This window comes from Anaerotruncus massiliensis (ex Togo et al. 2026) (assembly GCF_030825285.1).
GTDB lineage: Bacteria > Bacillota > Clostridia > Oscillospirales > Ruminococcaceae > Anaerotruncus > Anaerotruncus massiliensis.
This window is the reverse complement of the sequence record NZ_JAPJQF010000013.1, coordinates 1-24,792: the sequence shown is the minus strand read 5'-3', so window position 1 is coordinate 24,792 and position 24,792 is coordinate 1. Positions and strand designations below refer to the sequence as shown.

The window sequence follows — 24,792 nt, the reverse complement described above, 5'->3', positions numbered from 1 at the left end:
CCCCCCCCCCCTCTTTAAACGCTCTCGCGGCAATCGTCTTGGCGCTTTGTTGTCTGGTGGGGTGGTTTATGTTTATATGACAGAAACGTAAATCGCCCCCGGCCGGGATTTACGCGGCCGGGGGCACGAAGGGGAGAAACAGGTGTTCGGATTTACAGGACCGCCGCCACCTTGGAGGTGATCCCCTCGAGGTTGAAGGCGTCGACGTAGCGCTCGATCGATTTCATGACCGCGTTCACGACGATCCGGTGGGGGTCCAGCCCGGCGGCTTCGAGGCCCGCGTACATTTTGGCGATCTCCGCCTTGACGTCCGGATCGTTGAAGGTGTAATGGCCGCAGATTTCGACCACCTCGGCGGAGAGCGCCTCGTCCGCCAGCACCTGGTCGACGGTGTAGCCGCGCGCGTCGCCGACCATCCATTTGCGCCAGCGCTGGCTTGCGATCGAGGCGCGGGTGAACACCTCGGGGAACCGGGAGGGGCCGGAGAGCATCTTCCGGTCGCAGAGCCACCGCTCGATCCTTGCCAGCCGCAGGAGCGTCTGGGTCTCGACCACGCCGTATTCGGGCGCGACGTTGGTGGCGGTGATGCCGAGCGCGGGGTGCAGCTCGAGGATGAAGTCGGAGAGGTAGTCGCCGTTGTGCTCCTTGAGGCCGACCCCGTGCACCCGGGCGGCTTTGGAGAGGGCGACCGCCTGGTCGGCGTTGAAGTGGCCGACGTTCTCGGTCAGGCGGGTGAGGGTGCCGGTCTGGCCGACGATGTACACCGGCAGCGGCAGGCCCTTGGCGTTCAGCCGCTCGACGAGCGTGTTGATGAACTGGTTGTAGGACTCCACACCGGTGAGCCCGCCGTTGGTCTCCTCGGTGCCCACCTCGTAGGCCACGGGCGGCAGGCCGAGCGCCTTGCGCTGCGCCTCGCAGTATTCGATCAGCTCGATCGTGAGGTCGAGCACCATGTCCATCGGGACCACGTCGCCCACGTCGGGGATCTTGGTGGGGTCGATGTGCAGCAGGTCGAAGCCCGCCTTGAGGTCGTACAGATAGGAGCGATTGCCCAGCTCCATCGCCTCGGCCACCGGGAGCTTGTCGCTGCGCTCCTTGTCCCGCTGCCACGGGCCGCCGTGGTCGCGGCAGAGGTAATAGAGCCCGTCGTACCGGCAGCGCCCGGCGATCTTGGCGATGTCCCGCCGAAAGGTGTCCTGGTTCCACGAGCAGACGTACCCGCCGCCGAATTCGTCCGCGTCCACCTGGTTGCGGCTGGCGATGAACATCACGGGGAAGTCCTTCTTCTTCGCGAGCAGGAAGCACGCCTCAATGAGGTTTTCGGACATCGGCCCGATCCCCAGCATGGTGCAGCGCAGGTTCTGCGCCTCTTCGAGCTTGTAGATGCCCTGCATGAATTCCCTGAGTCCCGGTTTTTGCATCTGGATGACCTCCAATTCTATGACGTCGGTTCATAACGTTCCGTTTACAGCAGGTCGCGCGCCAGCAGGATCGCCCCGGTGGTGCCGACCAGCCCGCCGAGCTGCGCCCGCGCGAGCCGGATGTGGTGCGCCGTGTCGGTGTAGCAGTACCGCCGCGCGGACGCGAGGACCGGCCCCTCCATCAGGTCCCAGGCGTTGGAGACCCCGCCGCCGAAGACGAACAGGTCGGGGTCGAGCACCTGGTTGAGGATGCCCACCGCGATCCCCAGCTTGCGCATCGCGGCATCCCAGACGCCGGCGCAAAGTTGGTCGCCCGCCCGCACGCCGCATTCGACGTCGTAGGCGGTGACCTCCTTCTTCCCGGCGAGAAAACCGCCGGGTCCGGCCTTGGCTGCCAGCTCCCGCGCCCTCCGGGCGATCGAGCTTCCGGAGGCGTAGAGCTGGACGCACCCGCGGCCCCCGCAGGGGCAGGGCGGGCCGTCGGGGTCGACGGTGACGTGGCCGAGCTCGCCCGCGAAGCCGTGCGCGCCCTCCAGCAGGCGGCCTCCCGCGCAGATCCCGCCGCCGATGCCGGTGCTGACGGTCAGGTAGACAACCGTGCCGCAGCCGCGGCCCGCGCCCGCCCTGGCCTCGGCGTAGGCGGCGGCGTTCGCGTCGTTTTCGAGCCGCACGGGCACGCCGAACCGCTCCTCAAACAGCCGCCGCACGGGCACCTCCCGCCAGCCGGTGGTCGCGACCTGCACGATGCTGCCCGCCGCGAGATCGAGCGGGCCGGGGCAGCTGATCCCGATGCCGGAGAGCTCCTTCAACGTGGCGCCGCGCGCCGCGAGCAGCTCACCGACCATGGCGGCGGCGGCTTCAAACACGGGGGAGAAGTCCGCGCCGGGAGGGGTCGCGCGGCGGACGGTGCCGAGGATGACGGCGTCATCCGCAGCGATGGAGGCGGCGATTTTGGTGCCGCCGATATCGACGCCGGCCCAGTACATATCCCAATCCCTCCTCCTGTTTGGTAGGTGGCTTTAATATATCACGATAAGATATTTATGTCAACAACAAATGCAAATAAAAAATAATGTGACCATCAAATTGCATATAAAACAAGAAATTTATAGTGAATATTAATGAAATTGGCGCAAAAAGATTGCGAAAGATATTTTGTCGTGATATCATTTAGGAAAAGTTTACATCACGATGTGATATCGGATGTTTGCCGGCCGCGCAGGCCGTGGAAAGGGGAATGATCCGTATGCAATCGCTGAAGGTCGGCCTGGTCAGTTCGTCCCAGCTCAGCTTCCCGGGCGACAAAAAAAGCGTCTATGAGGCGAGCGCCCAAAAGCTGCGGGCGCTGTCCGGGCAGCTGGGCTTCGAGCTCTATGTCCATCCCGGCACCGTCATCACGCCGGACGACGGCTACGCCGCCGTGAAGGCCCTCGAGGGGGAGGGCGTGGATTTCATCCTGCTGCAGTGCACCAGCTTTTCGGCGGGCGCGCTCGCCCCGATCTTCGCCCGCGCCCGGGCGGCGCTCGGCCTGTGGGCGATCCCCGAGCATGCCGACCGGGGGGTGCTGCCCTTCAACTCCTTCTGCACCATCAACATGTATTCCGGCATCATCGGCCACTACCTCAAGGATTACAACATCCCGATCAAATGGTTCTTCGGGGACGTGGAGGACCCGCTCTTCCGCGGCCGCCTCGCGGTCACCGTGCGCGCGCTGCGCGCGATCAAGAACCTCAAGGCCTCCAAGGTCGCGCTGATCGGCGGCATCGCCCCCGGCTTCGACGACCTCTACGACGACGAGCGCACGCTCATCCGCCGCTTCGACGGCATCCGCATCAACCGGCTGCACGAGTATTCCGAGGTGCGCGACCGCGCGGTCGCCTACTCCGCCGCGCAGGTGTCCGCCGAGATGGAGCGCATCGCCGCCGAGGCGGGCGGGGTGCTCAACCGCCGGGCGGACGAGACCCTCGAAACGAACGCCCGCTTCTCGCTGGCCTACGACGACTTTATTAAGGAGTATGGCTACGACGCGATCGCGGTCAGCTGCTGGCCGAAGTTCCAGGACGAGTTCCAATACAGCGTCTGCGCGGTCGTGGGCGGGCTCAACGACAAGGGGATCCCCACCGCCTGCGAGGGGGACCTCACGAGCGCGATCAGCATGCTGCTGTTCAAATACCTGTCCGACGACGTGGGGATGCTCATGGACATGGGCGCCTTCGACCGGGCGGACGACACGGTGCTCATGTGGCACTGCGGCCCCGCCGCCAGCCGGTTCTGTCGGCAGAACGGCTACCGGCTCAGCGTCAACTACCACGGCATGGCGCACGAGGAGGGCGCGAAAGAGCCCAACTGCTGCGGCGTGACGCGGGACATGGTCTTCGATCCCGGCGAGGTGACCATCGCGCGCATCTCGGGGGAGGCCGACGAGCTGCTCGTCGCGAACGGCAGCTTCCTCGGGGACACGAAGCCGAGCTTCTACGGCTCGCGCGGCTGGCTGGGCGGGCTCTCCCTCAACGGGGCCCCCATCGGCGCGCTCGACCTGGTCAACACGCTGCTGGTGCGGCGGTTCTCCCACCATTTCCCGATCGTGCGGGGAGATTATTCAAAGGAGCTGCTCGAGGCGATGGGCTGGCTCGGCATGAAGAAGATCGAGCCGGTCCCCTACGCGGACTACTTACAGGCCCCCAATTGGTAATCCGGCGCCGGAAGACGCCAGAAATACACAGAAACGAGAGAATTTGGAGGTAAAAGAATGAAAAAGATCCTTTCCGCGCTACTCGTTGTCATGATCGTCCTGTCGCTGGGCGCGTGCGGTTCCGAGCCTGCTGCGGCCCCGTCCGAGACGGCCCCCGCCGCCGACGCGGCCCCGTCCGAGGAAGCCCCGGCCGAAGAGCCCGCGGCGGCTCCCGCACAGATCACCATCGGCGCGTCCATCCGCAAATACGACGACACCTACCTCACCGAGCAGCGCAACAACATGAAGATCAAGGGCGACGAACTCGGCGTCACGATCGACTTTACCGATTCCAAAGCCGATCAGACCACCCAGAACAACAACATCGACATGTACATCACCAAGGAGTACAACGCCCTGGCGATCAACATGCAGGAGCGTTCCGCGGCCGACGTCGTGATCGAGAAGGCCAAGAACGCCAACATCCCGGTCGTCTTCTTCAACACCGAGCCGTTTGAAGAGGCCATGGCGATGTGGGATAAGGTCTACTATGTCGGCGCGAAGGCGGAGGAATCCGGCCTCATGCAGGGCAAGGCGATGGTCGATTACTGGAACAGCCATCCGGAAGCCGATAAGAACGGCGACGGCATCGTTCAGTACGTCATCATCATGGGCGAGCCCGGACATCAGGACGCCGAGCTGCGTTCCGAGTACTGCGTCAAGGCGATGACCGACGCGGGCCTCCAGGTGGAAGAGGTCGCGAAGGACACCGCGATGTGGGACCGCGTCAAGGGCCAGGACAAGATGGCCACCTTCCTCGCGGCGCATGACAACATCGAGGCGGTCTTCTGCAACAACGACGACATGGCGCTCGGCGCGATCGAAGCGCTCAAGGCGCAGGGCTACTTCACCGGCGACAAGTATATGCCCGTCTTCGGCGTCGACGCGACCGAGCCCGGCAAGGAAGCCATCATCGAAGGCACCATGCTCGCCACCTCCCTGAACGACGCGAAAAACCAGGGCTTCGCGGTGGTCCAGCTCTGCGACCTGCTCGCCAAGGGCGAAACCCCGACCTCCGAGAGCCTCGGCTACGAGATGGACGGCCAGTACGTCTGGATTCCGTACGTCGCGGTGAGCAAGGAGAACGTGGACCAGTTCAGCTGATCCGCGCCAGGCATACCAGCACGCGCGGGGGACGGGTTCCCGTCCCCCGCGCTCCTAAAGGGGGAACTCAGCGAGATGAGTGAAAACGGCTACATCCTGGAAATGAACAACATCACCAAACGATTCCCCGGCGTCCTGGCGCTTGACAAGGTCACCCTCAAGGTGCGTCCCGCCACCGTGCACGCCCTGATGGGCGAAAACGGCGCGGGAAAATCCACCCTGATGAAATGCCTGTTCGGCATCTACGTCCGCGACGAGGGCGACGTGATCCTGGACGGGCAGCCGGTCAATTTCTCAGGCGCGCTCGACGCGATCGAACACGGGATCGCAATGATCCACCAGGAGCTCCACCCGGAGCCCCACCTGAGCGTCATGGAGAACATCTGGCTGGGGCGGTTCCCGATCAAAGGGATCGTTGTCGATTATAAAAAGATGTATAACGACACCCGGGACCTGCTCGAGCGGCTCAACCTCCACCTCGACCCGAAGGCGCTCGTCAAGACGCTCTCCGTATCGCAGATCCAGTCGATTGAAATCGCAAAGGCGGTTTCCTTTAACGCGAAGGTAATCATCATGGACGAACCGACCTCCTCGCTGACTTCCGACGAGGTCGACCACCTGTTTACGATCATAAACGACCTGCGCTCCAAGGGAGTCGCAATCATCTACATCTCCCATAAGATGGAGGAAATCAAGAAAATTTCCGATGAGGTCAGTATCATGCGCGACGGTACGATGATCGGTACCTGGAATGCCGCCGACCTCACGACGGATATGATCATCTCCAAGATGGTCGGGCGGGACATGAGCAACCGCTTCCCGCCCAAGACGAACAAGCCCGGCGAGGTCTACATGCGCGTCGAGGGGTTCTCGTCGATCCACGACCGCAGCTTCCAGGACGTGAGCTTCGAGCTGCGCCGCGGAGAAATCCTCGGACTGGGCGGCCTGGTGGGCGCGCAGCGCACCGAGCTGGTCGAGGCGATCTTCGGCCTGCGCGCGCTCAGGGCGGGCAAGCTCTACCTCGACGGGAAGGAGATCCGGGTGCACAACTCGACCGACGCGATGGACAACGGCATCGCCCTGCGCACCGAGGACCGCAAGGGCTCGGGCATCTTCCCGGTGCTGGGCGTGGGCGAAAACACCTACATCGCCGTCTACAAGCGCCTGGCGCGCTTCCTCGGCCTGATCAACGGCCGGCGCTGCAACGAGCTGGCCGAGGAGAGCATCGAACGCCTGTCGATCAAGACGCCGAGCATCCGCACCCCGATGAACAGCCTGTCGGGCGGCAACCAGCAGAAGGTGCTTTTCGCCCGGTGGCTGCTGACCGAGCCGGAGGTCCTGCTGCTCGACGAACCCACGCGCGGCATCGACGTGGGCGCGAAATACGAGATCTACACGATTATGGCCGACCTCGCGGCGCAGGGCAAATGCGTCGTGATGATTTCGAGCGAAATGCCCGAGCTGATCGGCATGGCCGACCGGGTCATGGTGATGTGCGAGGGCAAAAAGGCCGGTGAACTTGAGGGCGACGCGATCAATGAAGAGGAGATCATGCGCCTTGCCACCAAATTTATGGTTTAGAAAAGAGGCCGGAATATGGATGCAACGAACAAAACTTCCAAAAAACTGATTCGCTTCCTCGGCGACAACGCGATTACCCTCTGTCTGGTGGTGCTGGTGGTCGTCATCATCTGCATCAACCCGAAATTCTTCTCCTTCAACGTCCTGCGCGACGTCCTGCTCCAGAACGCGACCAAGCTGATCATGGCCTGCGGCATGATGTTCGTGCTCATCTCGGGCGGCGTCGACCTGTCGGCCGGACGCATTCTCGGGCTCGCGGCGGTGCTGACCGCCTCGCTCGGACAGACGATCGACTACAGCCGCCGGTTCTATCCCAACATGCCGGACATCCCGATCATCGTTCCGTTTCTGGTCGCGCTGGCCGTCTGCATGCTGCTCGGCCTCTTCAACGGCACCGTGATCGCGAAGTTTGCCATCCCGCCCTTCATCGTGACGCTGGGCACGCAGGTCATCGCCTGGGGCGTGAACCTCCTCTACTTCGACCTGCCGCCCAACTCCTCCCAGCCGATCGGCGGCGTCAAAAAGAGCATCACCTACATGGGCTCCGGGCTGCTGGGCGGCAAGGTGCCGGTCATCATCCTCATCGCGCTGGCGGTCACGCTCGCGGTGTGGTTCATCCTCAAAAAGCTGCGCTTCGGGCGCAACGTCTACGCGGTGGGCGGCAACGCCGAGGCGGCCAACGTCTCGGGCATCAAGGTGACGGCCACGCTGATCGGCGTCTACGGCATCGCCGGACTGCTCTACGGGCTCGCGGGCTTCCTCGAGTGCGCGCGGACGGGCGGCGCGACCTCCGCCTACGGCCTCAACTATGAGTTCGACGCGATTGCCTCCTGCGTCGTGGGCGGCGTCTCCAACACCGGCGGCATCGGCACCGTGCCGGGCATGGTCGTCGGCGTGCTGATCTTCGGCATCATCAACTACGGACTCACCTTCATCGGCGTCAACCCGTACTGGCAGCAGATTATCAAGGGCATCATCATTATCGCGGCGGTCGGCTTTGACATCCGGAAAAACCTCCGGCGCAAATAACAGATTCATTCCTCTGCGATACATACTGATCTGATCTATACCGGTACGGCGAAGATATCTCACTGGATATTTCCGCCTGCCGGCCTTTTTTCTGGAAACAAAATGGGACTAGGTTTTCAGCCGGACGCGTGCTATAATTTGACTGTTCCCCTCGCTTCGCGGCGGCAGCGTGAATTTGAATGATAAGGGATGATAACATGACGGAAACCGTCAGGCACGATTTGATGCGCAGCACGAACATGCTCAGCGTCTTTAACTGCATCCGCAAGCACGGCCCCATCTCCAAGCGCAGGATCCAGGAGGAGACGGGGCTGAGCTGGGGGGCGGTCTCCACCTTTTCCGCCGATCTGCTCGAACGGGGGATCATCAGCGAAACCGGGCGGGTGGACACCGGATCGCGCCGTTCGGCCACGGCGTTCGACATCAATCTGGAAAACAACCTCATCATCGGCATCGACACCAACGTCATCGGCATGACCGGCGTGATCATCGACCTCAAAAGCCGCGTCAAGACCAAGATCCACCAGGAGCTGGTCAGCAACCACATCTCCGAGTTGCTCGAGCAGATGAAGGGGATCATCCGCCTGCTGATGGCGGAGGTCAGCGACCAGTCGGTCATCAAGGGGATCGGCGTCGCCTTCCCGGGGCATGTCGACACCGAGCGCGGCGTCTCGGTGCTCGCCCGGCAGTTTTGCAGCCTCGAGCCGCTCGACATCTGCGGCATCTTGAAGGGGGAGTTCGGCCTGCCGGTCGTGATCGAGCACGACCCGAACTGCTGCGCGCTGTCGGAGCAGCTCTTCGGCGCGGGGCAGGGGCTGACCAACCTGCTCTATGTCCGCCTCTCCCGCGGCATCGGCATGGGCATCATCCTCGGCGGCGAAATCTACCACGGGTTCGCGGGCGCCACGGGCGAGATCGGGCACATCACGATGGACCCGGACGGCGGGCCCTGCTACTGCGGCAACAACGGCTGCCTGGAAATCTACGCCTCGTCGGAGGCGGTGCTGAGCCGGTGCGAGCAGGCCGCGCGCATGGGGGACGCCCCCCGGCTCGCGGAGCTCCTCGCGCGGGGGGAGCCCCTGACGCTCGAGACGGCGGAGAAGGCCGCGGCCGCGGGGGACGGGGCCGTCTACGACTTCTTCTACCGCGCCGCCGATTACGCGGGCCTCGCGGTATCCGCCGCCATCAACCTGCTCGATCCGCAGGCGGTCATCCTCGGCGGGGAGATGCCCGACGTGAAGGAGCCCTTCTACCGCCACCTGCGGGAGGTCATCGACAGACGGGTGTGGAACCGCCGCAGCATCGACATCCGCGTCTCCCACCTCGGGCGGTCGTCCGCCGCCATCGGGGCGGCCTCCCTCTTCATCCAGCAGGCGTTCTTCTCGGCCGTCGGGCCGGACGCCTCCTGAGGAGGCGCCGCGGATGTACCGTGCGGACAGCCACCTTCATTCGCTGCACTCGTTCGATTCCGCCGCGCCGATGGAGGCGCAGTGCGAAGCCGCGTGCGCGGCGGGGATGGAGGAAATCTGCTTCACCGAGCATTTCAGCGTGAACCCGCTGGTGCCGACCTACGGCTACCTCGACCGGGCGCGCTACGACGCCGATTACGCGGCCTGCCGCGGCGCGTTCGCCGGGAGGCTGCGCGTCTATAAAGGGATCGAGCTCTGCGAGCCCCACCGGTACGCCGAACGCTACCGGGAGCTCTTTGCGCGCGGGCCGGTCGACGCGGTCGTCGGCTCGGTGCACAACGTCGATAACGGCAAGCTGCGTGCCCTTGTGCGGGACGAGGGGCCCGACCGGGCGTGCGAGAGATATTTTTCCGAGCTGCGCGACATGGCCGGGCGGGCGGAGATCGACGTGGCCGCGCATTTCGACCTCGTCAAGCGGTATATCGGCGCGCCCTTCACCGAACGGGAGGTGGAGCACAACCTCCGGGTGATCGGGGAGATCCTCCAGATCCTCGTCGAGCGGGGGATCGCGCTGGAGCTGAACGGTTCCACCCTCGGCTCCCTCGGCCAGTTGATGCCCTGTGAAGAGATCGTGCGGCTCTACGCGCAAAAGGGCGGGCGGCTGCTCACCTTCGGCTCGGACGCACACAGCCCCGAAAAGCTCGGGCAGGGCTTTGCGGAGGCCGCCGCGCTTGCGAAGAGCTGCGGCTTTCCGGGATTTTACACCTACCGGGCGCGCCGCCCGGTCTTCCATCCGTTCGAGGATGAATGACTAGAAAAAACAGCCGCGAAAGCGGCTGTTTTTTTGTGCTGCCGTGCGGGCGCTACTGCGCCTGCTCGAGAAAGAGCGCGGCCGCGCCGAGCAGGGAGGCCTCGTAGCCGAGGCCGGTCGCGCGGATTTCAACGCCCGCGCAGGACTCGGCGGCGCGCGCGTCGAGCGCCGACCGCATCCGCGGAAGCAGCAGGCCGAGCGAGCGGGCGACGCCTCCGCCGAAATAAACCCGCTCGGGGTTGAGCATGCTCACGACGGGGGCGAGCGCCTGTCCGAGGTAGCCGCCCGCCCGATCGAAGAGCGCCCGCGCGGGCGAAAACCCGGCCTGCGCGAGCGCGGCGCAGCCCGCCGCGTCGGGGGACGCGCCCCGTTCCCGCGCGAGGGCGGCGGCTTGGGGGTCCTCCGCGAGCAGGAGGGCGAACCGGCGGGAGAGGGCGGCGCCCGAGGCGTGCGCCTCGAGGCAGCCGCGGCTACCGCAGGGACAGGGGAGGGGGTGCTCGAACTCGACCTTGCAGTGCCCGAGCTCCCCGGCGAGGCTGTTGCAGCCCAGCAGCACCCGCCCGTCCGCGACAACCGCGCCGCCGATCCCGGTGCTGACGGTGATCCAGAGGAAGTTTTCGGGCGCGCCGGCGAACCGGAGCTCGGCGCGGGCACAGTTGTTGACGTCGTTTTCGCACCAGAGCGCGCGGATGCCCAGCGCCTCCCGCAGGAATTCGGCCGCGGGGAAGTCCCGCCATCCCGCGCCGGGCGCGAGCAGCAGGACGCTGTGGCTGTGGTCGACCATGCCGGGCAGGCTCACGCCCACCCCCTCGAGCGCTTGGGCGGGGACGCCGTATTCCGCCGCGGCCTCGAGCAGCAGGGCGGCGCAGCGGTTGAAATGCGCCGCGCAGTCCGATTTTTCGGTGACGATCTGCTTTTCAATAAGCAGCTCTCCATTTTCGTTGACGATCCCCGCGATCGTTTTGCTTCCGCCGATGTCAATCGCGCCGATATACATTACAATCCCCCCAATGCGGCCTGTTCTTCGGAGATGCGGAAAAAGACCCGCCGGATAAACATGGCGGCCGCCCCGATCGCGGCGGAATCGCCGCCGAGCGAGGAGACGCGCAGATCGACCGGGCCGCTCCACGCGCGGCTTCCGACCGTCTCGCGCAGCCGTTCGATGCACAGGTCCGGGTAGGCGGCCAGCTCCCCCCCGATGACCACCGCGGCCGGGTCGATGATGTTCACGACGTTGGCTACGGCGATGCCCGCGTAGTCCGCCGCGCGGGAAAAGACCTCCGCGACCGCCCGTTCCCCCTGCCGCGCCGCCCGCGCGGCGGCCTCGAGGGTGATTGGGCCGTCCGCCGCGATCGAAGCGAGCAGCGGCGCCCGCCCGTCCGCCGCCAGCTCGCGGCAGCGGCGCAGGATGGCGTCGACCGACGCGACCGTTTCGAGGCAGCCGCGGTTGCCGCAGCAGCAGGGCTCCCCGTCGGGCAGCATGGTCATGTGGCCGATCTCGCCCGACGCGCCGCTGTGGCCGCGGTAGACCGCGCCGCCCGTGAGGATGCCCATGCCGATGCCGTAGGAGAGGCGCACGAAGAGGAAGTCCTCAACGTCCTGCGCCGCGCCCATCCAGTGCTCGCAGACCGCCATGCAGTTGGGGTCGTGCTCGAGCAGGACCTCCAGCCCGAACGCCCGCTGGAAGATTTCCCGCATGTTGACCTCCGAGAGGCTCCCGAACTGGTGGGTCCAGAGGGAGACGCCCCGCTCGGCGTCGACCTGCCCGGGAAAGGCGATCGCGAGGCCCTTGACCGTGCCCGCGGCGGTCTGCCCGAGCAGCTCGGCGGCGGCCTCCTTCATGAGGCGGAGGATGTCCTCCCCCTTCCGCCCCTCGGTGGGCCGCCAGACGCGGGCGAGCACCCGGCTGCGCAGGTCGCAGACCACGCCGGTGAGTCCGGAGAGGTTGACGTCCAGCCCGATGATGAGGTTGTCCTTCAGGTTGATGTCGAAGCCGGAGGGGTTGCGTCCCGCGCCCTCCGTCCGGACGGGCAGCTCACGGAGGACGCCCCGCTCGAGCAGGATGGAGCAGAGGTTGGAGACGCTGCCCCAGCTCAGCCCGGTGAGGGACTGGATCTGCCGCTTGGTGACGGGCGCGTGGGCGCGGATGCAGTCAAAGACGCTTTCCATATTGGCGCTGCGCATGTCGTCATGGTTCACGGTGCGCTGCAAGGAGAAGCCCCCTTTCTGTAAATATCACGATATGATAAATTTTTTTGCCTGACCCTATTGCAATTATATCACATCATGATATAATTGCAATAGGAAAGCTCGCACAAACCTGACACATCATCATCGGGAGGCGATTTGATATGGATTTTGACGGAAAAGCCATCTCCTCGGCCCTGCTGGAATACACCGGGGACGTCGCGGCGCGCGCGATGCGCACAGACTTCGACCTGCTCGCGCAAATCGCGCGGACGCTCATCGAGGCCAAGGAGCGCGGCGCGACGATCTACACGGCGGGCAACGGCGGCAGCGCGGCGACCGCCTCGCACATCTGCAACGACCTGCTCAAGGGCTGCCGCGTCCACAACCGCGAGGGCTTCAAGACCGAGTGTCTCGCGGATTCCTGCGCGGTCATGACCTGCCTGGGCAACGACTTCTCCTATGAGGAGATCTTCTCCATCCAGCTGCGCACCAAGGCGCACCGGGGGGACGTGCTGCTCGTCTACAGCGGCAGCGGGAACTCCCCCAACATCGTGCGTCTGGTGGACACCGCCCGGGAGATGGGCGTCGTCACCATCGGCTTTTCCGGCCGGGACGGCGGGAAGCTCGCGGGCCGCTGCGACCTGCTGCTCATCGCGCCCACCGACTCGATGGAGCAGATCGAGGACTTACATATGCTCTATGTGCACGCCCTCTCAAGCGTCATTCAGCAGGTCCTGCCCGACCGCTGGGGGGTGGAGTACGTCCGTTACCCCGACCCGAAGGCGGGGATCACCACCGCGCTCTTCGACTTTGACGGAACGGTGAGCCTCATCCGGGAGGGCTGGCGGGAGATCATGGTCCCCTATTTTGCCGAGGTGCTCGGCGCGACCGGGACCGGGGAATCGCCCGAGACGCTTTGCGAGGTGGCCGCCGACTTTGTCGACGCGCTCACCGGCAAGCAGACGATCTTCCAGTGCATCCGGCTGGACGAGGAGGTCCAGAAGCGGGGCGGCCCCCACCGGGACCCGCTGGAATACAAGGCGGAGTACCTGCGGCGGCTGGGCGTCCACATCCGGGACCGGCGCGAGGGGCTGGAAAACGGGACGATCGACCCGTCCGGGCTGCTCGTGCCGGGCGTGAGGGAGCTGGTCGGCGCGCTGCGGGAGGCGGGGATCGCCTGCCACCTCGCGAGCGGCACCGACGAGGCCGACGTGCTCCATGAGGCGCGCCTGCTCGGGCTGGACGGCTGCTTCGACGCCATCCACGGCGCGCGCGACGAGATGACCGAGTGCTCCAAGGAGCAGGTGCTGCGCGGGCTCTTTGCCGACGGCACCCTGCGCCCGGAGCAGCTCGTCTCCTTCGGGGACGGGTATGTCGAGATCGAGCTGGTCGCGCAGCTCGGGGGCTACACCTTCGGCGTCGCCACGGACGAGGTACGCCGGAAGGGGATCAACGAATGGAAGCGCCGCCGCCTGCTTTCGGCGGGCGCGGACGCGATCATTCCGGATTTTGCCGGGTACCGGCAAATCGTACACGCGATCAGGGAGGGGATTTAAATGCCGTTTGAGAAGTTTGACCGCTCCAGGCTGGAGATCTTCCCGCTCGAGCAGCGGGTGCACGACGTGGACATCAGCGTTGTGAAGTCGCTGGACGATCCCGTCCCGCCCTTTTCGCACCCCGAGCTGCCCTCCATCGCGCGCGACGTCGTGGCGGCCCGCCGGGAGCACGACGCGACGGTGCTGATGATGTACGGCGCCCACGTCATCCGCACCGGCAACGGCCTGCACATGATCGAATTGATGAAGCGCGGGCTGGTGACCCACTTCGCCACCAACGGCGCGGGCTCGATCCACGACTATGAGCTTGCGCTCATCGGCAGGACCTGCGAGAGCGTGGCCAAATACATCAGCATGGGCCAGTTCGGCCTGTGGACCGAGACGGGACGGCTCAACGACATCATCAAGGAGGGCGTCCGGGACGGCCTCGGCTGGGGCGAGGCCGTCGGCCGCTACATCTGGGAGGAGAAGCTCCCCAACCGCGAAAAGAGCGTGCTGGGCATGGGGTACCACCTCGGCGTGCCCTGCACGGTGCATATCGGCGTGGGCAACGACATCATCCACGAGCACCCCAACTGCGACGGCGCGGCGATGGGAGAGGCGTCCTACACCGATTTCCTCATCTACGCGCAGAGCGTGACGAAGCTGGAGCACGGGGTGTTCCTCAACTTCGGCTCGGCGGTCGCGGGACCGGAGGTCTACCTCAAGGCGCTCGCGATGGCCCGCAACGTCGCGCGGCAGGAGGGGCGGCAGATCGCCCATTTCACGACCGCGGTCTTCGACCTGCTGGAGATCGAAAACGGGGACTTTTCGGCCGCGCCGCCCAAGAGCGACCCGCGCTACTATTTCCGCCCGTGGAAGACGATCCTCGCCCGCACGGTGGCGGACGGCGGCGTGAGCCATTACATCCGGGGAGAGCACCAGAGGACGGTTCCCGCGCTGGCGCGGATGATCCTGGAGCTCGACAGCGCGGGAAAGTGAGGGAGCGCCATGATCGACTATCGCCGGATGATCGGGGCGATTGAACGGGAGCCCGCCTGCACCGTCGTGGTGTTCGGCGACTACTGCCTCGACAAATACCTCTATACCGATCCCGCCAACGACGAGCTCTCGGTCGAGACGGGGCTTGTCGCCCGCCAGTTCGACCGCAAGGCGATCTTCGCGGGGGTGGGCGGTACGATCACCAACAACCTGCGCGCGCTCGGCGTTGGGGTGCGCTGCGTCGGGATGCTCGGAAGCGATGGGGAGGGCTGGGAGCTGGAGCGCGCGCTCCGGGAGACCGGCGCGGACACCCGCTTCATGCTTGAGACGCCCGGCCGCTGCACCTGCACCTACACCAAGCCGATGCAGAAGAACCCCGACGGCGGCTACAGCGAAACGGGGCGGCTGGATTTCCGCAGCCTGACGCCGCTTCCGCGGGCCTATGAGGACGCGCTTGTCGGCAGGCTGGAGGAGGCTCTCACGGGCGCGGACGCGGTGATTATCACCGACCAGTTCGTCGAGCGCGGGCTCGGCGCGCTGACCGACCGGGTGCGGGCCGCCGTCTGCGCGATGGCGGAGGCGAACCCGGAAAAGCTCTTTTATGCCGATTCCCGCGCGTTCGCGGGGGAGTACCGCCATGTGATCGTCAAGTGCAACCATCTCGAGCTGCTGCACATCTGCGCCCCCGGCTTTAGCGGGGAACCCGGGCAGGCCTTCCTGGAGGAGTGCGGTCGGGAGCTTTCGGCGCGCACCGGCCGTCCCGCCTTCGTCACGATGGGGGACAAGGGCTCGCTCGTCTTCGCAAACGGAGCGGTCACCGCGGTGCCCGCCTTCCATGTGGAGGGGCCGGTGGATATCGTCGGCGCGGGCGACGCGACCAACGCGGGCATCGTGCTCGGCTTCTGCCTCGGCTTCTCCGCCCCCGAGGCGGCGGCGCTGGGAAACTGCGTCTCCTCGATCACCATCCAGCAGATCGGCAGGACGGGCACCGCCACCCGCGCGCAGGTCGCCGAACGCCTGCGCACCCGCCTGGAACAATAGGATCGGGACCATAGGAAAGGCCGGCGCCGCGCGCCGGCCTTTTTTCGTGCTGTCTTTTCGCGCGCTTTGTGCTATAATAAGCGGGCGGCGCGGCTGTGCAAAGGCCGCCGGAATACATAGAGGACAAGAGGAAGTTATGAACGAAAAAGAAATTTCAGAAATCCGCCGCCGGTTCCGTCCCGACAAGTCGAACATCACCCACATCCGGGGATGCTACGTCAACGACAAGCGGGAGATCGTCACCGGCATTGACCAGTCGCTCGCGGTGATGCCGCAGGAGGAGTCCGAAAAGCTGCTGACAATCCTCCGCCGGGCCCTCTCGGGGACGGTCGGGAAGAATTTGGTCGACATCCCCTTTACGACGCAGCAGGTCGTCGACAGCGAGGAGCACCGGCTGCTGATGGCGCTGCGGGATTCCGCGCTGAAGGACGAGGAGGCCGTGCAGGCCTTTTTCCAGCGGGTGATCCAGTCGCTTACGCTGGAGGGCGGCTACCTGATCCTGCTGGCGGCGGACAAATACGACGTGCCCTGCCGCTCGAAGGACGGGGAACGGCAGGACGACGCCTCCTCGGAGGTGTACTCCTACATCCTGTGCGCCGTCTGCCCGATCAAGGAGACAAAGCCCGCGCTGGGTTATTACGTCAACGAGAACGCCTTCCGCAGCTGCCGGACCGACTGGATCGTCGGCGCGCCCGAGCTCGGGTTCCTGTTCCCCGCGTTCGACGACCGCAGCGCCAACATTTACGGCGCGCTCTACTACTCGCGCGACATCGCGGAAAGCCACGGGGAGTTCGTGGACGCGGTCTTTCGCCGCGAGGCGCCGATGCCCGCCGCCGAACAGAAGGAGACCTTCCAGTCGATCCTTGGGGAGACGCTGGCGGGCGAATGCAGCTACGGCGTCGTGCGGGCGGTCCACGACCGGCTGTACGAGATGGTCGAGGAGCACAAGGCGAACAAGGCCGAAGCGCCGCTGGTGGTGTCCAAGCAGACGGTGCGGCGGGTGCTCGAGTCGTGCGGCGTCGCGGAGCCGCAGGCGGCGGAATTTGAGGAGAAGTTCGACGCCGGGTTCGGCGCCGACGCGGACGTCAGCCCGCAAAACCTCGTCGACGTGAAACGGATCGAGGTCCGCACCCCCGACGTGACGATCCATGTGAGCCCCGGGCGCAGCGACCTGGTCGAGACGCGGGTGATCGACGGCGCGCGGTATATCCTGATCCGCGCCAACGACGGCGTCGAGGTCAACGGGGTGAACATCAGCAAGTTTTGACGGCGCGCCCTAAAAGCGGATGTGGAAAGGCGCCCGGCGGATTGACCGCCGGGCGCCTTTTTTGCGTGGGCTTGCGGCTTCGGGGCCGCGTTCAGGCCAGTTTTCCCTGTTTGCGGCGGCGGAAGCGGCGGACGATGAGGAGCGCGGCCAGCAGGAGGACGGCCCCGCCGCCCGCCTCCAGCAGCAGGAGCGTGGGGAACTGCTGCCGCGCCTGCCCGCCGGGGAATTCGCCGCCCGGGCCTCCGCCGGGGAAGCCCCCGCCGTCCCCGCCCGGGACGTTTCCCTGCCGGACCTGCCCCTCGTCCCCCGGAGATGCGGGGCCTCCGGAGGGAAGGGCGGGCGGTGCGGCTTCCGCGTCCGCGGTACGGGCCTCCTGCTGCCCGCCGCCCGGCGGCGGTTCGCCCTCCGGACGGGCTTCGCCTTCCGCGGGCCGGCCGGCTTCTGCCGGGGGTTCCCCGTCCCGGCCGCCTTCCCGCCGCTGGCCACGCCCGGCGCGCGCTCCCTCCTCCAGGCCGGGAGGGGAGCCGTTCCCGCCGCGCCCGCCGCCCATGTTCATGCCGCCCATCGCGCTGAAATTGAGAGCGGAGGCGTCGACCAGCGCGGAGGGGTCCGCCTTTTGGCCCTCCCCGGTGGAGGGGATGGACCCGTCGAGTTGTCCGAGCACGCTTTCCGCCCGCAGGAGCACATAGAGCTTGAGGTTTACGACGGCGGTATCGTACTCCTCATAGCTGTAGAGAGCGGTCGCGTCCGTCTGCACATGGGGGGAGATCAGGCGGCTGACCCGCTCGATCGTATCGGTGAGCCGTCCGCCGCCGACATAATCCTCCGCGATCTGCCGCAGGTAGCCGTGGTAGCGCGCGCGGTATTCCTCCACCTCAAGCAGTTTTTGGAGGATGGGGCTCTTTTCGGCCGAGGTGCCCGAATAGGGGTCGTCGATGGGGAAGTTGACCGCGTCGGAGGCGGAGCGGAGCTGGTGCGCCCCAAAGGAGAGGTTGTAGTCCCACGGCAGCATCGAGAGCCTGCCGTCCTCCTCATAGAGGTAGTAGTTGTGCTTGAGGTTGGACAGGTAGCTGTCGAGGTTGACGAGGAAGACGTTGGCCGCGAAATATCGCAGCACCTCGTCCACATCGATATACGCTTCGAGGTTCTCGCCGCTGTCGAGGTGCGCGAGCGCCTCGACGACCCGGCGCTCGTCCTCGTCGGACGTCCGGAAGACGGCGTTCTCAAAGACGGCGGCGTAGCTCTCCGGGTCGTCGCCGCTGTAAACGAGGTCGTTGCCGCTCCCGCGGCCCCCGCCGCCCTCCGATTCCGGCTTGTAGAGCTGGCCGTAGCCGCCGCCGAAACTGCGCTCGGCAAACTCCTCCTCCACCGCCTCGAGCAGCAGGTAGAGGCCGAACGGCTCGCCGTTCACGGTGACTTCGGCATAGGTGCATAGCGGCGCGGGGATCCCGAGATAGTCCATCAAATCGTAGGAGAGGGCCTCCTTCATGTAGGTCGGGTCGGCGTAGGAATTGTTGAGCACGAGCTTGGAAAGACCCCAGAAGGACTGGCCGTCGACATATTTGTCCGCCCGGATTTTGAAGCTGAACCGCTCGGAGTCCATCCCGGCGATGCCGGTGAGGCTCGTGTTGCCCTTGGGACGGATGGCGGCCGAGGAAAACTCCGTCCCGTCGATCGTCACGTCGCAGGAGACGTACTCCTCCTGCCGGGCGTTTTCGATCATGTCGTCCCACTCGCCGGGGTCCATTTGGATGTCGATCGAGACGATCTCCTTCCCGAAGAGCCTGTCGGCATAGGCGCCGCCCGACTTTTCGAGCGAGGCGCGCAGGGAGGCGGGCATCCAAAGCATGCCGAGCAGGAGCAGCACCGCCAGAGCCATGGCGGCCCCCGCGATCAGCCAGTAGCGCTTGCCGGTCATCATGGCGGCGCCCGGTCAGGACATGTACTCGCCGTTATAGCTCACGAGCACCGCGCTGTTCACGCCGGGAAGCGCGGAGATTTCGTTGACAAAACGGGTCGTCATGTCCTTGAGGCGGACCTCCACCGTCAGCTCCACGCCGCTCTGGGAGACGGTCTTGGATTTCAACAGGGATTTTTTCACCGCCCGGTTGACATAGCCGTTGACCGCCGCCTCGGCCTCGTCCCCCGCGCAGCTCACGACGAGGATGTAGGGGTTGTCGGTGCTCTTTTTATTGACGAAGAGGACGAGGAAGATGCCGATGAAGAGGGAGCCGAGCACCGCGAGGGGAAGTAAGCCCGCGCCGGTGACGATGCCCGCCGAGATCGACCAGAAGAGGAAGGCGATGTCCATCGGCTCCTTGATGGCGGTGCGGAAGCGCACGATCGACAGCGCGCCGACCATGCCGAGGGAGAGGATGACGTTGGAGGTGACGGCGAGGATGATGAGGGTGGTGACGAGGGTCATGGCGACGAGCGACGCGCCGAAGGAGGCGGAATACATCACGCCGCTGAAGGTTTTGCGGTAGACGGCGAAGATGAAGAGCCCGAGCAGGAGGGAAAGCAGCATGGCGAGCCCCATGTCGAGCAGGGAGAAGGAGGAGACCTTCTCGAGGAAGCTGGACTTGAAGATATCGTTGAAGGTGGTCATGTTGGGTACCTCACTGTTCTTTCAGAGTTGGCCGCAGAAGGTGCGGCAGGCGGCGTATTTGGAAAAGGCGGTCGACTGGCGGTCCCGCTCCTGGACGAGATCGCCGATGAGGTCGGGGAGGAACTCGTCGAATTTGACCTCCAGCAGGATGGGGCTTCCGGTCCGGACGGTGACCGCGCCGGGGTCGAGGAAGCCGGCGGCGGAAAAGCCGGTGCGGATGCCGCTGTCGACCGTCACGCGGACGTTGCCGGCGGGGTAGACGTACGCCTCCCGTGTGTAGACGACCGGCGTGAGCGGGCGCAGAAGCTGGCAGCGCATCTTGATAGAGAGCTCCATGACGAGCTCCCGCCCGTCGTTTTCCATCCAGGCGGCGTCCCCGGCGAGCAGCCGTTCGCACTCCTCCCGTGTGACGGCCGCCTGCGCCTTGCAGCCCAGGCCGTTTCGCTTGGATTTCTTCTCCAGCCGCAGGAAGGAGAGGTCGCCGTTATAGTAGCGCAGGCGGAACTTCTCCCGGTTGTTCACCCCGTCGAGCTTTTCCCGCAGGGCCTTGTTGTCGAGGTTGTCGAAATAGAGGCTGTGGACGGTGTAGTTCCCGTCCGGCCCGGAAAAGCGGTCGAGCGGGGCGATCTCCCGCAGCCGCCGGCGGATGGCGAGATAGTCGGCGTGGTTGATGTAGTGCTTGAGCTCATGCCGGTATTTTCTTTCACACATGGCGGCGCTCCTTCGTTTTTTTCTATTTTTGCGCGCCCGTGTGATGCTTTTGTGTGCGGATCGAGACAAAATCCTGAACATTTTACCCGCGGCGCATCCAAATTTTACAGGTCCGGCGCGCAAAAAAGGAAGGCCGCAGGCATCTGCCTGCGGCCTTCCCGTATAAGTGGTAATGGATCGTCAGCCCCCGACCAGCTCCCGCACGAAGGCGGTAGCGGGACGGCTGCGCAGCTCGTCGGGCGGGCCGTCCTGCACGATGCCGCCGTGGTCCATGACGAGCACGCGGCTCCCCAGCTTGAGCGCCTCGCCGATGTCGTGGGTGATGAAGACGATCGTGACGCCCTGCTCCCGGTGGATGCGCAGAATCTCGTCCTGCAGCGCCTTGCGGGTGATGTCGTCCACCGCGCCGAACGGCTCATCCATCAGCAGGATGTCTGGGGAGGCGGCGAGCGCCCGCGCGATGCCGACCCGCTGCTTCTGCCCGCCCGAAAGTTCGGCGGGATAGCGCCTGGCAAGCGCGGGATCGAGGCGCACGACCTCCATCCATTTCTTCACCGCGCGGCGGGTCTTCTCCTTGTTCTGCTTGTTGAGCAGGGTGGGGACGTAGGCGATGTTGTGCCACACGTCCATGTGGGGAAAGAGCCCCACCCCCTGGATCGCGTAGCCGATGTTGCGGCGCAGGACGATCTGGTCGACGGTCGAGACGTCCCGCCCCTCCACATAGACGGCGCCCGTGTCGGGGGAGAGCAGGCCGTTGATGAGCTTTAAAAGGGTCGTTTTGCCGCAGCCCGAGCTGCCGATCACGGTGACGAACTCGCCGCGCGCGATCGAGAGGCTCACGTCGGTGAGCACGTCGTTGACGCCGTAGCTCTTGCCGACATGGTCGAAACGGATGATCGGGTCACCGCTCATTTGAGCAGCCCCTTGGAGGTCAGGAATTCCTTCGCGACTTCCTTTTCATCGCGGTTTTCCACCTCGACCTGGTAGTTCATCGAGGCCATCTCGGCGTCGGTGATGAGGCCGTTCATCTTCTCGAGCACCGGCTCGAGTTCGGGGTGCTTTTCAAGGGTGTCCATCCGCACGACGGTGCCGCAGTAGTAGTTGGTGAAGAGGTGCTTGTCGTCGGTGGGCAGCGTGATGTCCGCGACGCTGAGCTGCGCGTCGGTGGTGAAGGCGTTGGTCACGTCGATGTCGCCGTTTTCAAGCGCCTTGTATTTGAGGCCGATGTCGATGTCGGAGGTGGATTTGAAGTTCATGCCGTAGGCCTCGGCGAGGTGGGGGAAGCCGTCCGCCTTCTCGAAGAAGTCGGGGTTCGCGCCGAAGACGAGGTCCGGGGAGACCTTCGCGATGTCGGAGTAGGTCTCAATGCCGTACTGCTCCGCCACATCGCGCCGCACCGCGAGCGCGAAGGTGTTGTTGAAGCCGTAGAGCCCCGTCCATTTGAGGCCGAGCTTCTGGTACGCCTCCTGCAGGCCCGCGTAGAGGGTGTCGTCGTCGGGGACGTCCTCCCGCTTCACGACGAACGCCCAGGCGGTCCCGGTGTATTCGGGATAGAGGTCGAAGTCGCCCTTGAGGAGCGCGGGGTGGATGTTGGTGGTGCCGCCGCCGATCCCCTTGGTGATCTCGACGGTGAGCCCGGTGTCCTGCTCGATGAGCTGCGCGAGCATTTCCGAGAGGATGAACTGCTCGGTCATCGGCTTGGTGGCGATCTTGACGACGCCGGAATCCTTTTTGCCGCAGCCGGAAAAAACGCCCGCGAAGAGCAGGACGGCCAGCAGAACGCTGAGAACCTTACGGATTTGATGTTTCATTGTTCCAGTCTCCATTTCTTTTTGAGATAGTGCTCCAGCCTGCCGAGCAGGAAATCGCACAACAGCGCCACGGCGGCGATCAGCAGGCTTCCCGCCACGGTGAGGCTGATGTTGTTGGTGGTGATGCCGCGGTAGACCGCGACGCCCAGTCCCCCCGCGCCGATGAAGGCGGCGATGCCCGAGAGGGAGACGGTCATGACGACCATGTTGCGCAGCCCCGCGACGATGACGGTCATCGCCAGCGGCAGCTTGACGCGCACCATGATCTGGAGGTCGGTGCTGCCCATGCCGCGCGCCGCCTCGATGATCTCGGGGTCGATCGAGGTGATGCCGGTGTAGGTGTTGCGCACCATCGGCAGCAGGGCGTAGACGGTGAGCGCGATGATCGCGGTCGTGTCCCCGATGCCGGAAAACGGGATCAAAAAGCCCAGCAGGGAGATCGACGGGATCGTGTATACGACGTTGGTGACCCCGATGACGAAGGGCGCGGCCCGCCGGTGCCCGCTGATATAGACGCCCAGCAGCAGCCCGGCCGCCGCCGCGATGACGATCGCGGTCGCGGAGATGCGCAGGTGCTGCACAAGCAGCTCGGCGAAGAACTCCCGCCGTTCGCCATAGAGGCGCAGTATTTGTGACATGTGTGTTCCCCTTTATCTGAGTCCTACCGATGCAGCCGGCGAATCGCCCCCACCGGGCAGGTCTCGGAGCAGAGCCCGCACTGCAGGCAGTGCTCCCATGCTATTTTGTACGGCGTGCCCTCCGAAATGCATTTCTGGGGGCAGGCGTCGGCGCAGGCGCCGCAGCCGGTGCAGCCGCCGGTGATTTCAAAGCCGCAGTGCTCCTCCGGCGCGCCGCCGAAGGAGAAGGTCTCGCGGCGGATGGGGTAGTGGAGCAGGTCGAACCATTCGCCGGAGCCCTCATAGATGAGGAAGGCGTCGAGCGCGTAGCGGCTCTCGCCCGGGTAGACCTCGTTCATGCCGGGGTTCTGCTCGAACACCCGGTCGACCCATTTCTGCTCGACCTTCCGCACGCGGCCGCTCAACTTGAGCGACTGGCAGTCGGGCGCCATCGCCGAGAGGGCGATCTTCCCGGTTTCGGCAAGCTGCCGGTAAAACGGCTTTCCCCGCGAGGTTACGATATAGAGCCCCTCGGGTTCGCAGAGCATCACGTTGATGATGCGGGACTGCGGGTTCCCGTCGGCGTCCACCGTCGCGGCGGAGGCGATCTTTACCGTCCGGAACATCTTCAGATAGAATTGCGCGTCCATAAATCGGCCCGCCTTTCATTCTATTCCCGCGCCGGGAGGCGCGTTCTTTCGACGCTTTCATCATAATACACCGCCCGCGCAAAGTAAAGTAAGCACTTTCCGGTAACGTAGGTACCCAAAGGATACCGTGGCGGCGGGGAACAGGAGAAAACCGGCCCCCCGCGCAGGGCGGGGAGCCGGTCTGACGAGAATAGGAGAAAGAAATGAATGTGAATTGGGCGTTATTCGTAGACGAGCTCGGAGATCGAAGGATCCTGGAGCGCCTCGGCGTTGTACCACTTGGCGCCGGTGTCGACGATCGGGCTCGCGGCGGGTTTGCCGTTGATGGCGTCAACCGCCAGGGAGACGGCCTTGTAGCCGATCTGGTAGGGGTCCTGGGTCACGGAGCCGAGGAACCAGCCGTTCTCGACGGCGACGCGCTGGGTCTTGCCGGCGTCAAAGCCGATGGCGATGATGTCCTTGAACTTGCCGGTGTCCTTGTTGAAGTCGTTGCCGTCGTTGGAAGCGGCGAGGATGCCGCCGGCGGCGTTTTCATTGGAGCCGTAGATCGCGACGAGGTTGTCGAGGCCGAGCAGCGCCTCGGCACCGGTCTTCTGGTCGGCGGCGGAGGTGGTGGCCGGGACGTTGACGTTGACGATCACTTTCGCGGAAGCGGCGTCCTTGGCATACTTGTCATGGCCGACGATCTTGACGGAGTCGTCGCCGACGAGCTCGACGAGCTTGTTGATGAAGCCGGAGGTACGGGAGATGATCGAATCGGAGGTCGCGTCCTGGGAGAGGACGGCCACGTTGATCGGCGCTTCGGGGGTGGCGGCGGCGAGCTTCGCCTGGAAGCCGGCGTCAGCGTACAGCTGCTCGGCAGCGATCGCGGCGGCGGCGGAGTTGTCGGTGGAAGCGGTCGCGTAGATGGAGCCTTCAGGAGCGTTCGGAACGCCCGAGTCAAAGCCGACGACGGGGATGCCGTTGTCCTTGCAGGCCTGGAGCTGCTCCTTCACCGACTCGGTGTCGAGCGCGGCGAGGCAGACGGCGGCGGGCTTTTTGTCCATCGCGGATTTGAGCATGTCGACCTGGATGGCGATATCCGACTCGGTCGGCGGGCCGTCGAAGGTGATTTCAACGCCGAGGTCGGCGGCCGCCTGATCGGCGCCCTTTTTGACGACCTGCCAGAACTGGTGCTGGAAGCCCTTGGAGACGACCGCGATGTAGGGCTTTTCGCCGTTGTCGGCGGGAGCGGGCGTGGCCGCGTCAGGGGCGGGTTCCGCGGTGTCGGCGGG

The 24,792-nt window shown here is 65.1% G+C and carries 22 protein-coding genes; 10 read left to right on the top strand and 12 right to left on the bottom strand.

Features of this window, described 5'->3' with window-relative positions; translation table 11 throughout:
* Positions 1-152: 152 nt before the first annotated feature.
* Positions 153-1,421 carry a class II D-tagatose-bisphosphate aldolase non-catalytic subunit gene (locus RCI06_RS06095; RefSeq protein ID WP_306575027.1) on the bottom strand — a complete coding sequence of 423 codons (1,269 nt, stop codon included), beginning with the start codon at positions 1,419-1,421 and terminating at the stop codon, positions 153-155.
* 44 nt (positions 1,422-1,465) lie between these two features.
* Entirely contained in the window at positions 1,466-2,407 is a 942-nt protein-coding gene (locus RCI06_RS06090) for an ROK family protein (RefSeq protein ID WP_256152247.1), read from the bottom strand.
* Positions 2,408-2,667: 260 nt separating this feature from the next.
* On the opposite strand from RCI06_RS06090, the gene RCI06_RS06085 reads away from it, so the two are divergent.
* The 6 genes from RCI06_RS06085 (at position 2,668) to RCI06_RS06060 (ending at position 10,086) form a co-directional block, all read left to right on the top strand.
* Positions 2,668-4,113, top strand: coding sequence for an L-fucose/L-arabinose isomerase family protein (locus RCI06_RS06085; RefSeq protein ID WP_306575024.1), 1,446 nt, complete (start codon positions 2,668-2,670; stop codon positions 4,111-4,113).
* Between the two features lie 57 nt (positions 4,114-4,170).
* Positions 4,171-5,256: a galactose ABC transporter substrate-binding protein gene (locus tag RCI06_RS06080; protein ID WP_101551671.1), complete on the top strand. Its 1,086-nt coding sequence runs from the start codon at positions 4,171-4,173 to the stop codon at positions 5,254-5,256.
* A gap of 75 nt (positions 5,257-5,331) precedes the next feature.
* Positions 5,332-6,837: a sugar ABC transporter ATP-binding protein gene (locus tag RCI06_RS06075; protein WP_306575021.1), complete on the top strand. Its 1,506-nt coding sequence runs from the start codon at positions 5,332-5,334 to the stop codon at positions 6,835-6,837.
* Positions 6,838-6,852: 15 nt separating this feature from the next.
* The gene (locus RCI06_RS06070) at positions 6,853-7,866 is read left to right on the top strand and encodes a beta-methylgalactoside transporter (protein WP_101551666.1); all 1,014 of its coding nucleotides are present in this window, start codon (positions 6,853-6,855) and stop codon (positions 7,864-7,866) included.
* A 197-nt stretch (positions 7,867-8,063) separates the two neighbouring features.
* Positions 8,064-9,275: an ROK family transcriptional regulator gene (locus RCI06_RS06065; RefSeq protein ID WP_172439247.1), complete on the top strand. Its 1,212-nt coding sequence runs from the start codon at positions 8,064-8,066 to the stop codon at positions 9,273-9,275.
* A gap of 13 nt (positions 9,276-9,288) precedes the next feature.
* Positions 9,289-10,086, top strand: a complete 798-nt coding sequence (locus RCI06_RS06060) for a histidinol-phosphatase HisJ family protein (protein ID WP_101551662.1) — start codon at positions 9,289-9,291, stop codon at positions 10,084-10,086.
* A 52-nt stretch (positions 10,087-10,138) separates the two neighbouring features.
* On the opposite strand, the gene RCI06_RS06055 is transcribed toward RCI06_RS06060, so the two are convergent.
* Together RCI06_RS06055 and RCI06_RS06050 are read right to left on the bottom strand one after the other, a co-directional pair.
* Entirely contained in the window at positions 10,139-11,083 is a 945-nt protein-coding gene (locus RCI06_RS06055) for an ROK family protein (RefSeq protein ID WP_101551660.1), read from the bottom strand.
* Positions 11,083-12,297, bottom strand: coding sequence for an ROK family protein (locus RCI06_RS06050; RefSeq protein WP_101551659.1), 1,215 nt, complete (start codon positions 12,295-12,297; stop codon positions 11,083-11,085). Before RCI06_RS06050 ends, RCI06_RS06055 begins: the two co-directional genes overlap by 1 nt.
* Before the next feature lie 140 nt (positions 12,298-12,437).
* Here RCI06_RS06050 and RCI06_RS06045 point away from each other — a divergent pair, with 140 nt between their 5' ends.
* From RCI06_RS06045 to RCI06_RS06030, 4 genes are all read left to right on the top strand, one after another.
* The gene (locus tag RCI06_RS06045) at positions 12,438-13,832 is read left to right on the top strand and encodes an SIS domain-containing protein (RefSeq protein WP_276874157.1); all 1,395 of its coding nucleotides are present in this window, start codon (positions 12,438-12,440) and stop codon (positions 13,830-13,832) included.
* On the top strand, positions 13,833-14,813 hold the full coding sequence (locus RCI06_RS06040) for a hypothetical protein (protein ID WP_276874160.1): 981 nt from the start codon (positions 13,833-13,835) through the stop codon (positions 14,811-14,813).
* A 9-nt stretch (positions 14,814-14,822) separates the two neighbouring features.
* Positions 14,823-15,854 carry a bifunctional heptose 7-phosphate kinase/heptose 1-phosphate adenyltransferase gene (locus RCI06_RS06035; protein ID WP_101551653.1) on the top strand — a complete coding sequence of 344 codons (1,032 nt, stop codon included), beginning with the start codon at positions 14,823-14,825 and terminating at the stop codon, positions 15,852-15,854.
* A 136-nt stretch (positions 15,855-15,990) separates the two neighbouring features.
* Positions 15,991-17,121, top strand: a complete 1,131-nt coding sequence (locus RCI06_RS06030) for a DUF4317 domain-containing protein (protein WP_306575013.1) — start codon at positions 15,991-15,993, stop codon at positions 17,119-17,121.
* Between the two features lie 91 nt (positions 17,122-17,212).
* Here the strand turns inward: RCI06_RS06030 and RCI06_RS06025 are convergent, their stop codons facing one another.
* The 8 genes from RCI06_RS06025 to RCI06_RS05990 all read right to left on the bottom strand — a co-directional run.
* A complete protein-coding gene (locus RCI06_RS06025; protein WP_306575011.1) occupies positions 17,213-19,039 on the bottom strand; it encodes a CotH kinase family protein in 1,827 nt (608 codons plus the stop codon).
* A gap of 15 nt (positions 19,040-19,054) precedes the next feature.
* Positions 19,055-19,729, bottom strand: coding sequence for a DUF4956 domain-containing protein (locus RCI06_RS06020; protein ID WP_101551649.1), 675 nt, complete (start codon positions 19,727-19,729; stop codon positions 19,055-19,057).
* Positions 19,730-19,750: 21 nt separating this feature from the next.
* Positions 19,751-20,440 carry a polyphosphate polymerase domain-containing protein gene (locus tag RCI06_RS06015; RefSeq protein ID WP_306575008.1) on the bottom strand — a complete coding sequence of 230 codons (690 nt, stop codon included), beginning with the start codon at positions 20,438-20,440 and terminating at the stop codon, positions 19,751-19,753.
* Between the two features lie 180 nt (positions 20,441-20,620).
* Positions 20,621-21,352, bottom strand: a complete 732-nt coding sequence (locus tag RCI06_RS06010) for an ABC transporter ATP-binding protein (RefSeq protein ID WP_121586823.1) — start codon at positions 21,350-21,352, stop codon at positions 20,621-20,623.
* A complete protein-coding gene (locus RCI06_RS06005) occupies positions 21,349-22,251 on the bottom strand; it encodes a glycine betaine ABC transporter substrate-binding protein (protein WP_276870610.1) in 903 nt (300 codons plus the stop codon). The genes RCI06_RS06010 and RCI06_RS06005 overlap by 4 nt, the downstream gene beginning before the upstream one ends.
* On the bottom strand, positions 22,248-22,889 hold the full coding sequence (locus RCI06_RS06000) for an ABC transporter permease (RefSeq protein ID WP_101551640.1): 642 nt from the start codon (positions 22,887-22,889) through the stop codon (positions 22,248-22,250). The genes RCI06_RS06005 and RCI06_RS06000 overlap by 4 nt, the downstream gene beginning before the upstream one ends.
* Before the next feature lie 23 nt (positions 22,890-22,912).
* Positions 22,913-23,518 carry a 4Fe-4S binding protein gene (locus tag RCI06_RS05995; protein ID WP_306575004.1) on the bottom strand — a complete coding sequence of 202 codons (606 nt, stop codon included), beginning with the start codon at positions 23,516-23,518 and terminating at the stop codon, positions 22,913-22,915.
* Between the two features lie 221 nt (positions 23,519-23,739).
* A partial coding sequence (locus RCI06_RS05990) for an ABC transporter substrate-binding protein (RefSeq protein WP_306575001.1) occupies positions 23,740-24,792 on the bottom strand: 1,053 nt, incomplete at its 5' end.

Excerpts from the sequence above, each read along its gene's own strand:
- RCI06_RS06055 (WP_101551660.1), bottom strand. The coding sequence starts at position 11,083 with ATGTATATCGGCGCGATTGACATCGGCGGAAGCAAAACGATCGCGGGG.
- RCI06_RS06070 (WP_101551666.1), top strand. The coding sequence starts at position 6,853 with ATGGATGCAACGAACAAAACTTCCAAAAAACTGATTCGCTTCCTCGGC.
- RCI06_RS06065 (WP_172439247.1), top strand. The coding sequence starts at position 8,064 with ATGACGGAAACCGTCAGGCACGATTTGATGCGCAGCACGAACATGCTC.
- RCI06_RS06045 (WP_276874157.1), top strand. The coding sequence starts at position 12,438 with ATGGATTTTGACGGAAAAGCCATCTCCTCGGCCCTGCTGGAATACACC.
- RCI06_RS06030 (WP_306575013.1), top strand. The coding sequence starts at position 15,991 with ATGAACGAAAAAGAAATTTCAGAAATCCGCCGCCGGTTCCGTCCCGAC.
- RCI06_RS06000 (WP_101551640.1), bottom strand. The coding sequence starts at position 22,889 with ATGTCACAAATACTGCGCCTCTATGGCGAACGGCGGGAGTTCTTCGCC.
- RCI06_RS06025 (WP_306575011.1), bottom strand. The coding sequence starts at position 19,039 with ATGACCGGCAAGCGCTACTGGCTGATCGCGGGGGCCGCCATGGCTCTG.
- RCI06_RS06095 (WP_306575027.1), bottom strand. The coding sequence starts at position 1,421 with ATGCAAAAACCGGGACTCAGGGAATTCATGCAGGGCATCTACAAGCTC.
- RCI06_RS06040 (WP_276874160.1), top strand. The coding sequence starts at position 13,833 with ATGCCGTTTGAGAAGTTTGACCGCTCCAGGCTGGAGATCTTCCCGCTC.
- RCI06_RS06080 (WP_101551671.1), top strand. The coding sequence starts at position 4,171 with ATGAAAAAGATCCTTTCCGCGCTACTCGTTGTCATGATCGTCCTGTCG.
- RCI06_RS06075 (WP_306575021.1), top strand. The coding sequence starts at position 5,332 with ATGAGTGAAAACGGCTACATCCTGGAAATGAACAACATCACCAAACGA.
- RCI06_RS06015 (WP_306575008.1), bottom strand. The coding sequence starts at position 20,440 with ATGTGTGAAAGAAAATACCGGCATGAGCTCAAGCACTACATCAACCAC.
- RCI06_RS06035 (WP_101551653.1), top strand. The coding sequence starts at position 14,823 with ATGATCGACTATCGCCGGATGATCGGGGCGATTGAACGGGAGCCCGCC.
- RCI06_RS06005 (WP_276870610.1), bottom strand. The coding sequence starts at position 22,251 with ATGAAACATCAAATCCGTAAGGTTCTCAGCGTTCTGCTGGCCGTCCTG.
- RCI06_RS05995 (WP_306575004.1), bottom strand. The coding sequence starts at position 23,518 with ATGGACGCGCAATTCTATCTGAAGATGTTCCGGACGGTAAAGATCGCC.
- RCI06_RS06010 (WP_121586823.1), bottom strand. The coding sequence starts at position 21,352 with ATGAGCGGTGACCCGATCATCCGTTTCGACCATGTCGGCAAGAGCTAC.
- RCI06_RS06020 (WP_101551649.1), bottom strand. The coding sequence starts at position 19,729 with ATGACCACCTTCAACGATATCTTCAAGTCCAGCTTCCTCGAGAAGGTC.
- RCI06_RS06060 (WP_101551662.1), top strand. The coding sequence starts at position 9,289 with ATGTACCGTGCGGACAGCCACCTTCATTCGCTGCACTCGTTCGATTCC.
- RCI06_RS06085 (WP_306575024.1), top strand. The coding sequence starts at position 2,668 with ATGCAATCGCTGAAGGTCGGCCTGGTCAGTTCGTCCCAGCTCAGCTTC.
- RCI06_RS06090 (WP_256152247.1), bottom strand. The coding sequence starts at position 2,407 with ATGTACTGGGCCGGCGTCGATATCGGCGGCACCAAAATCGCCGCCTCC.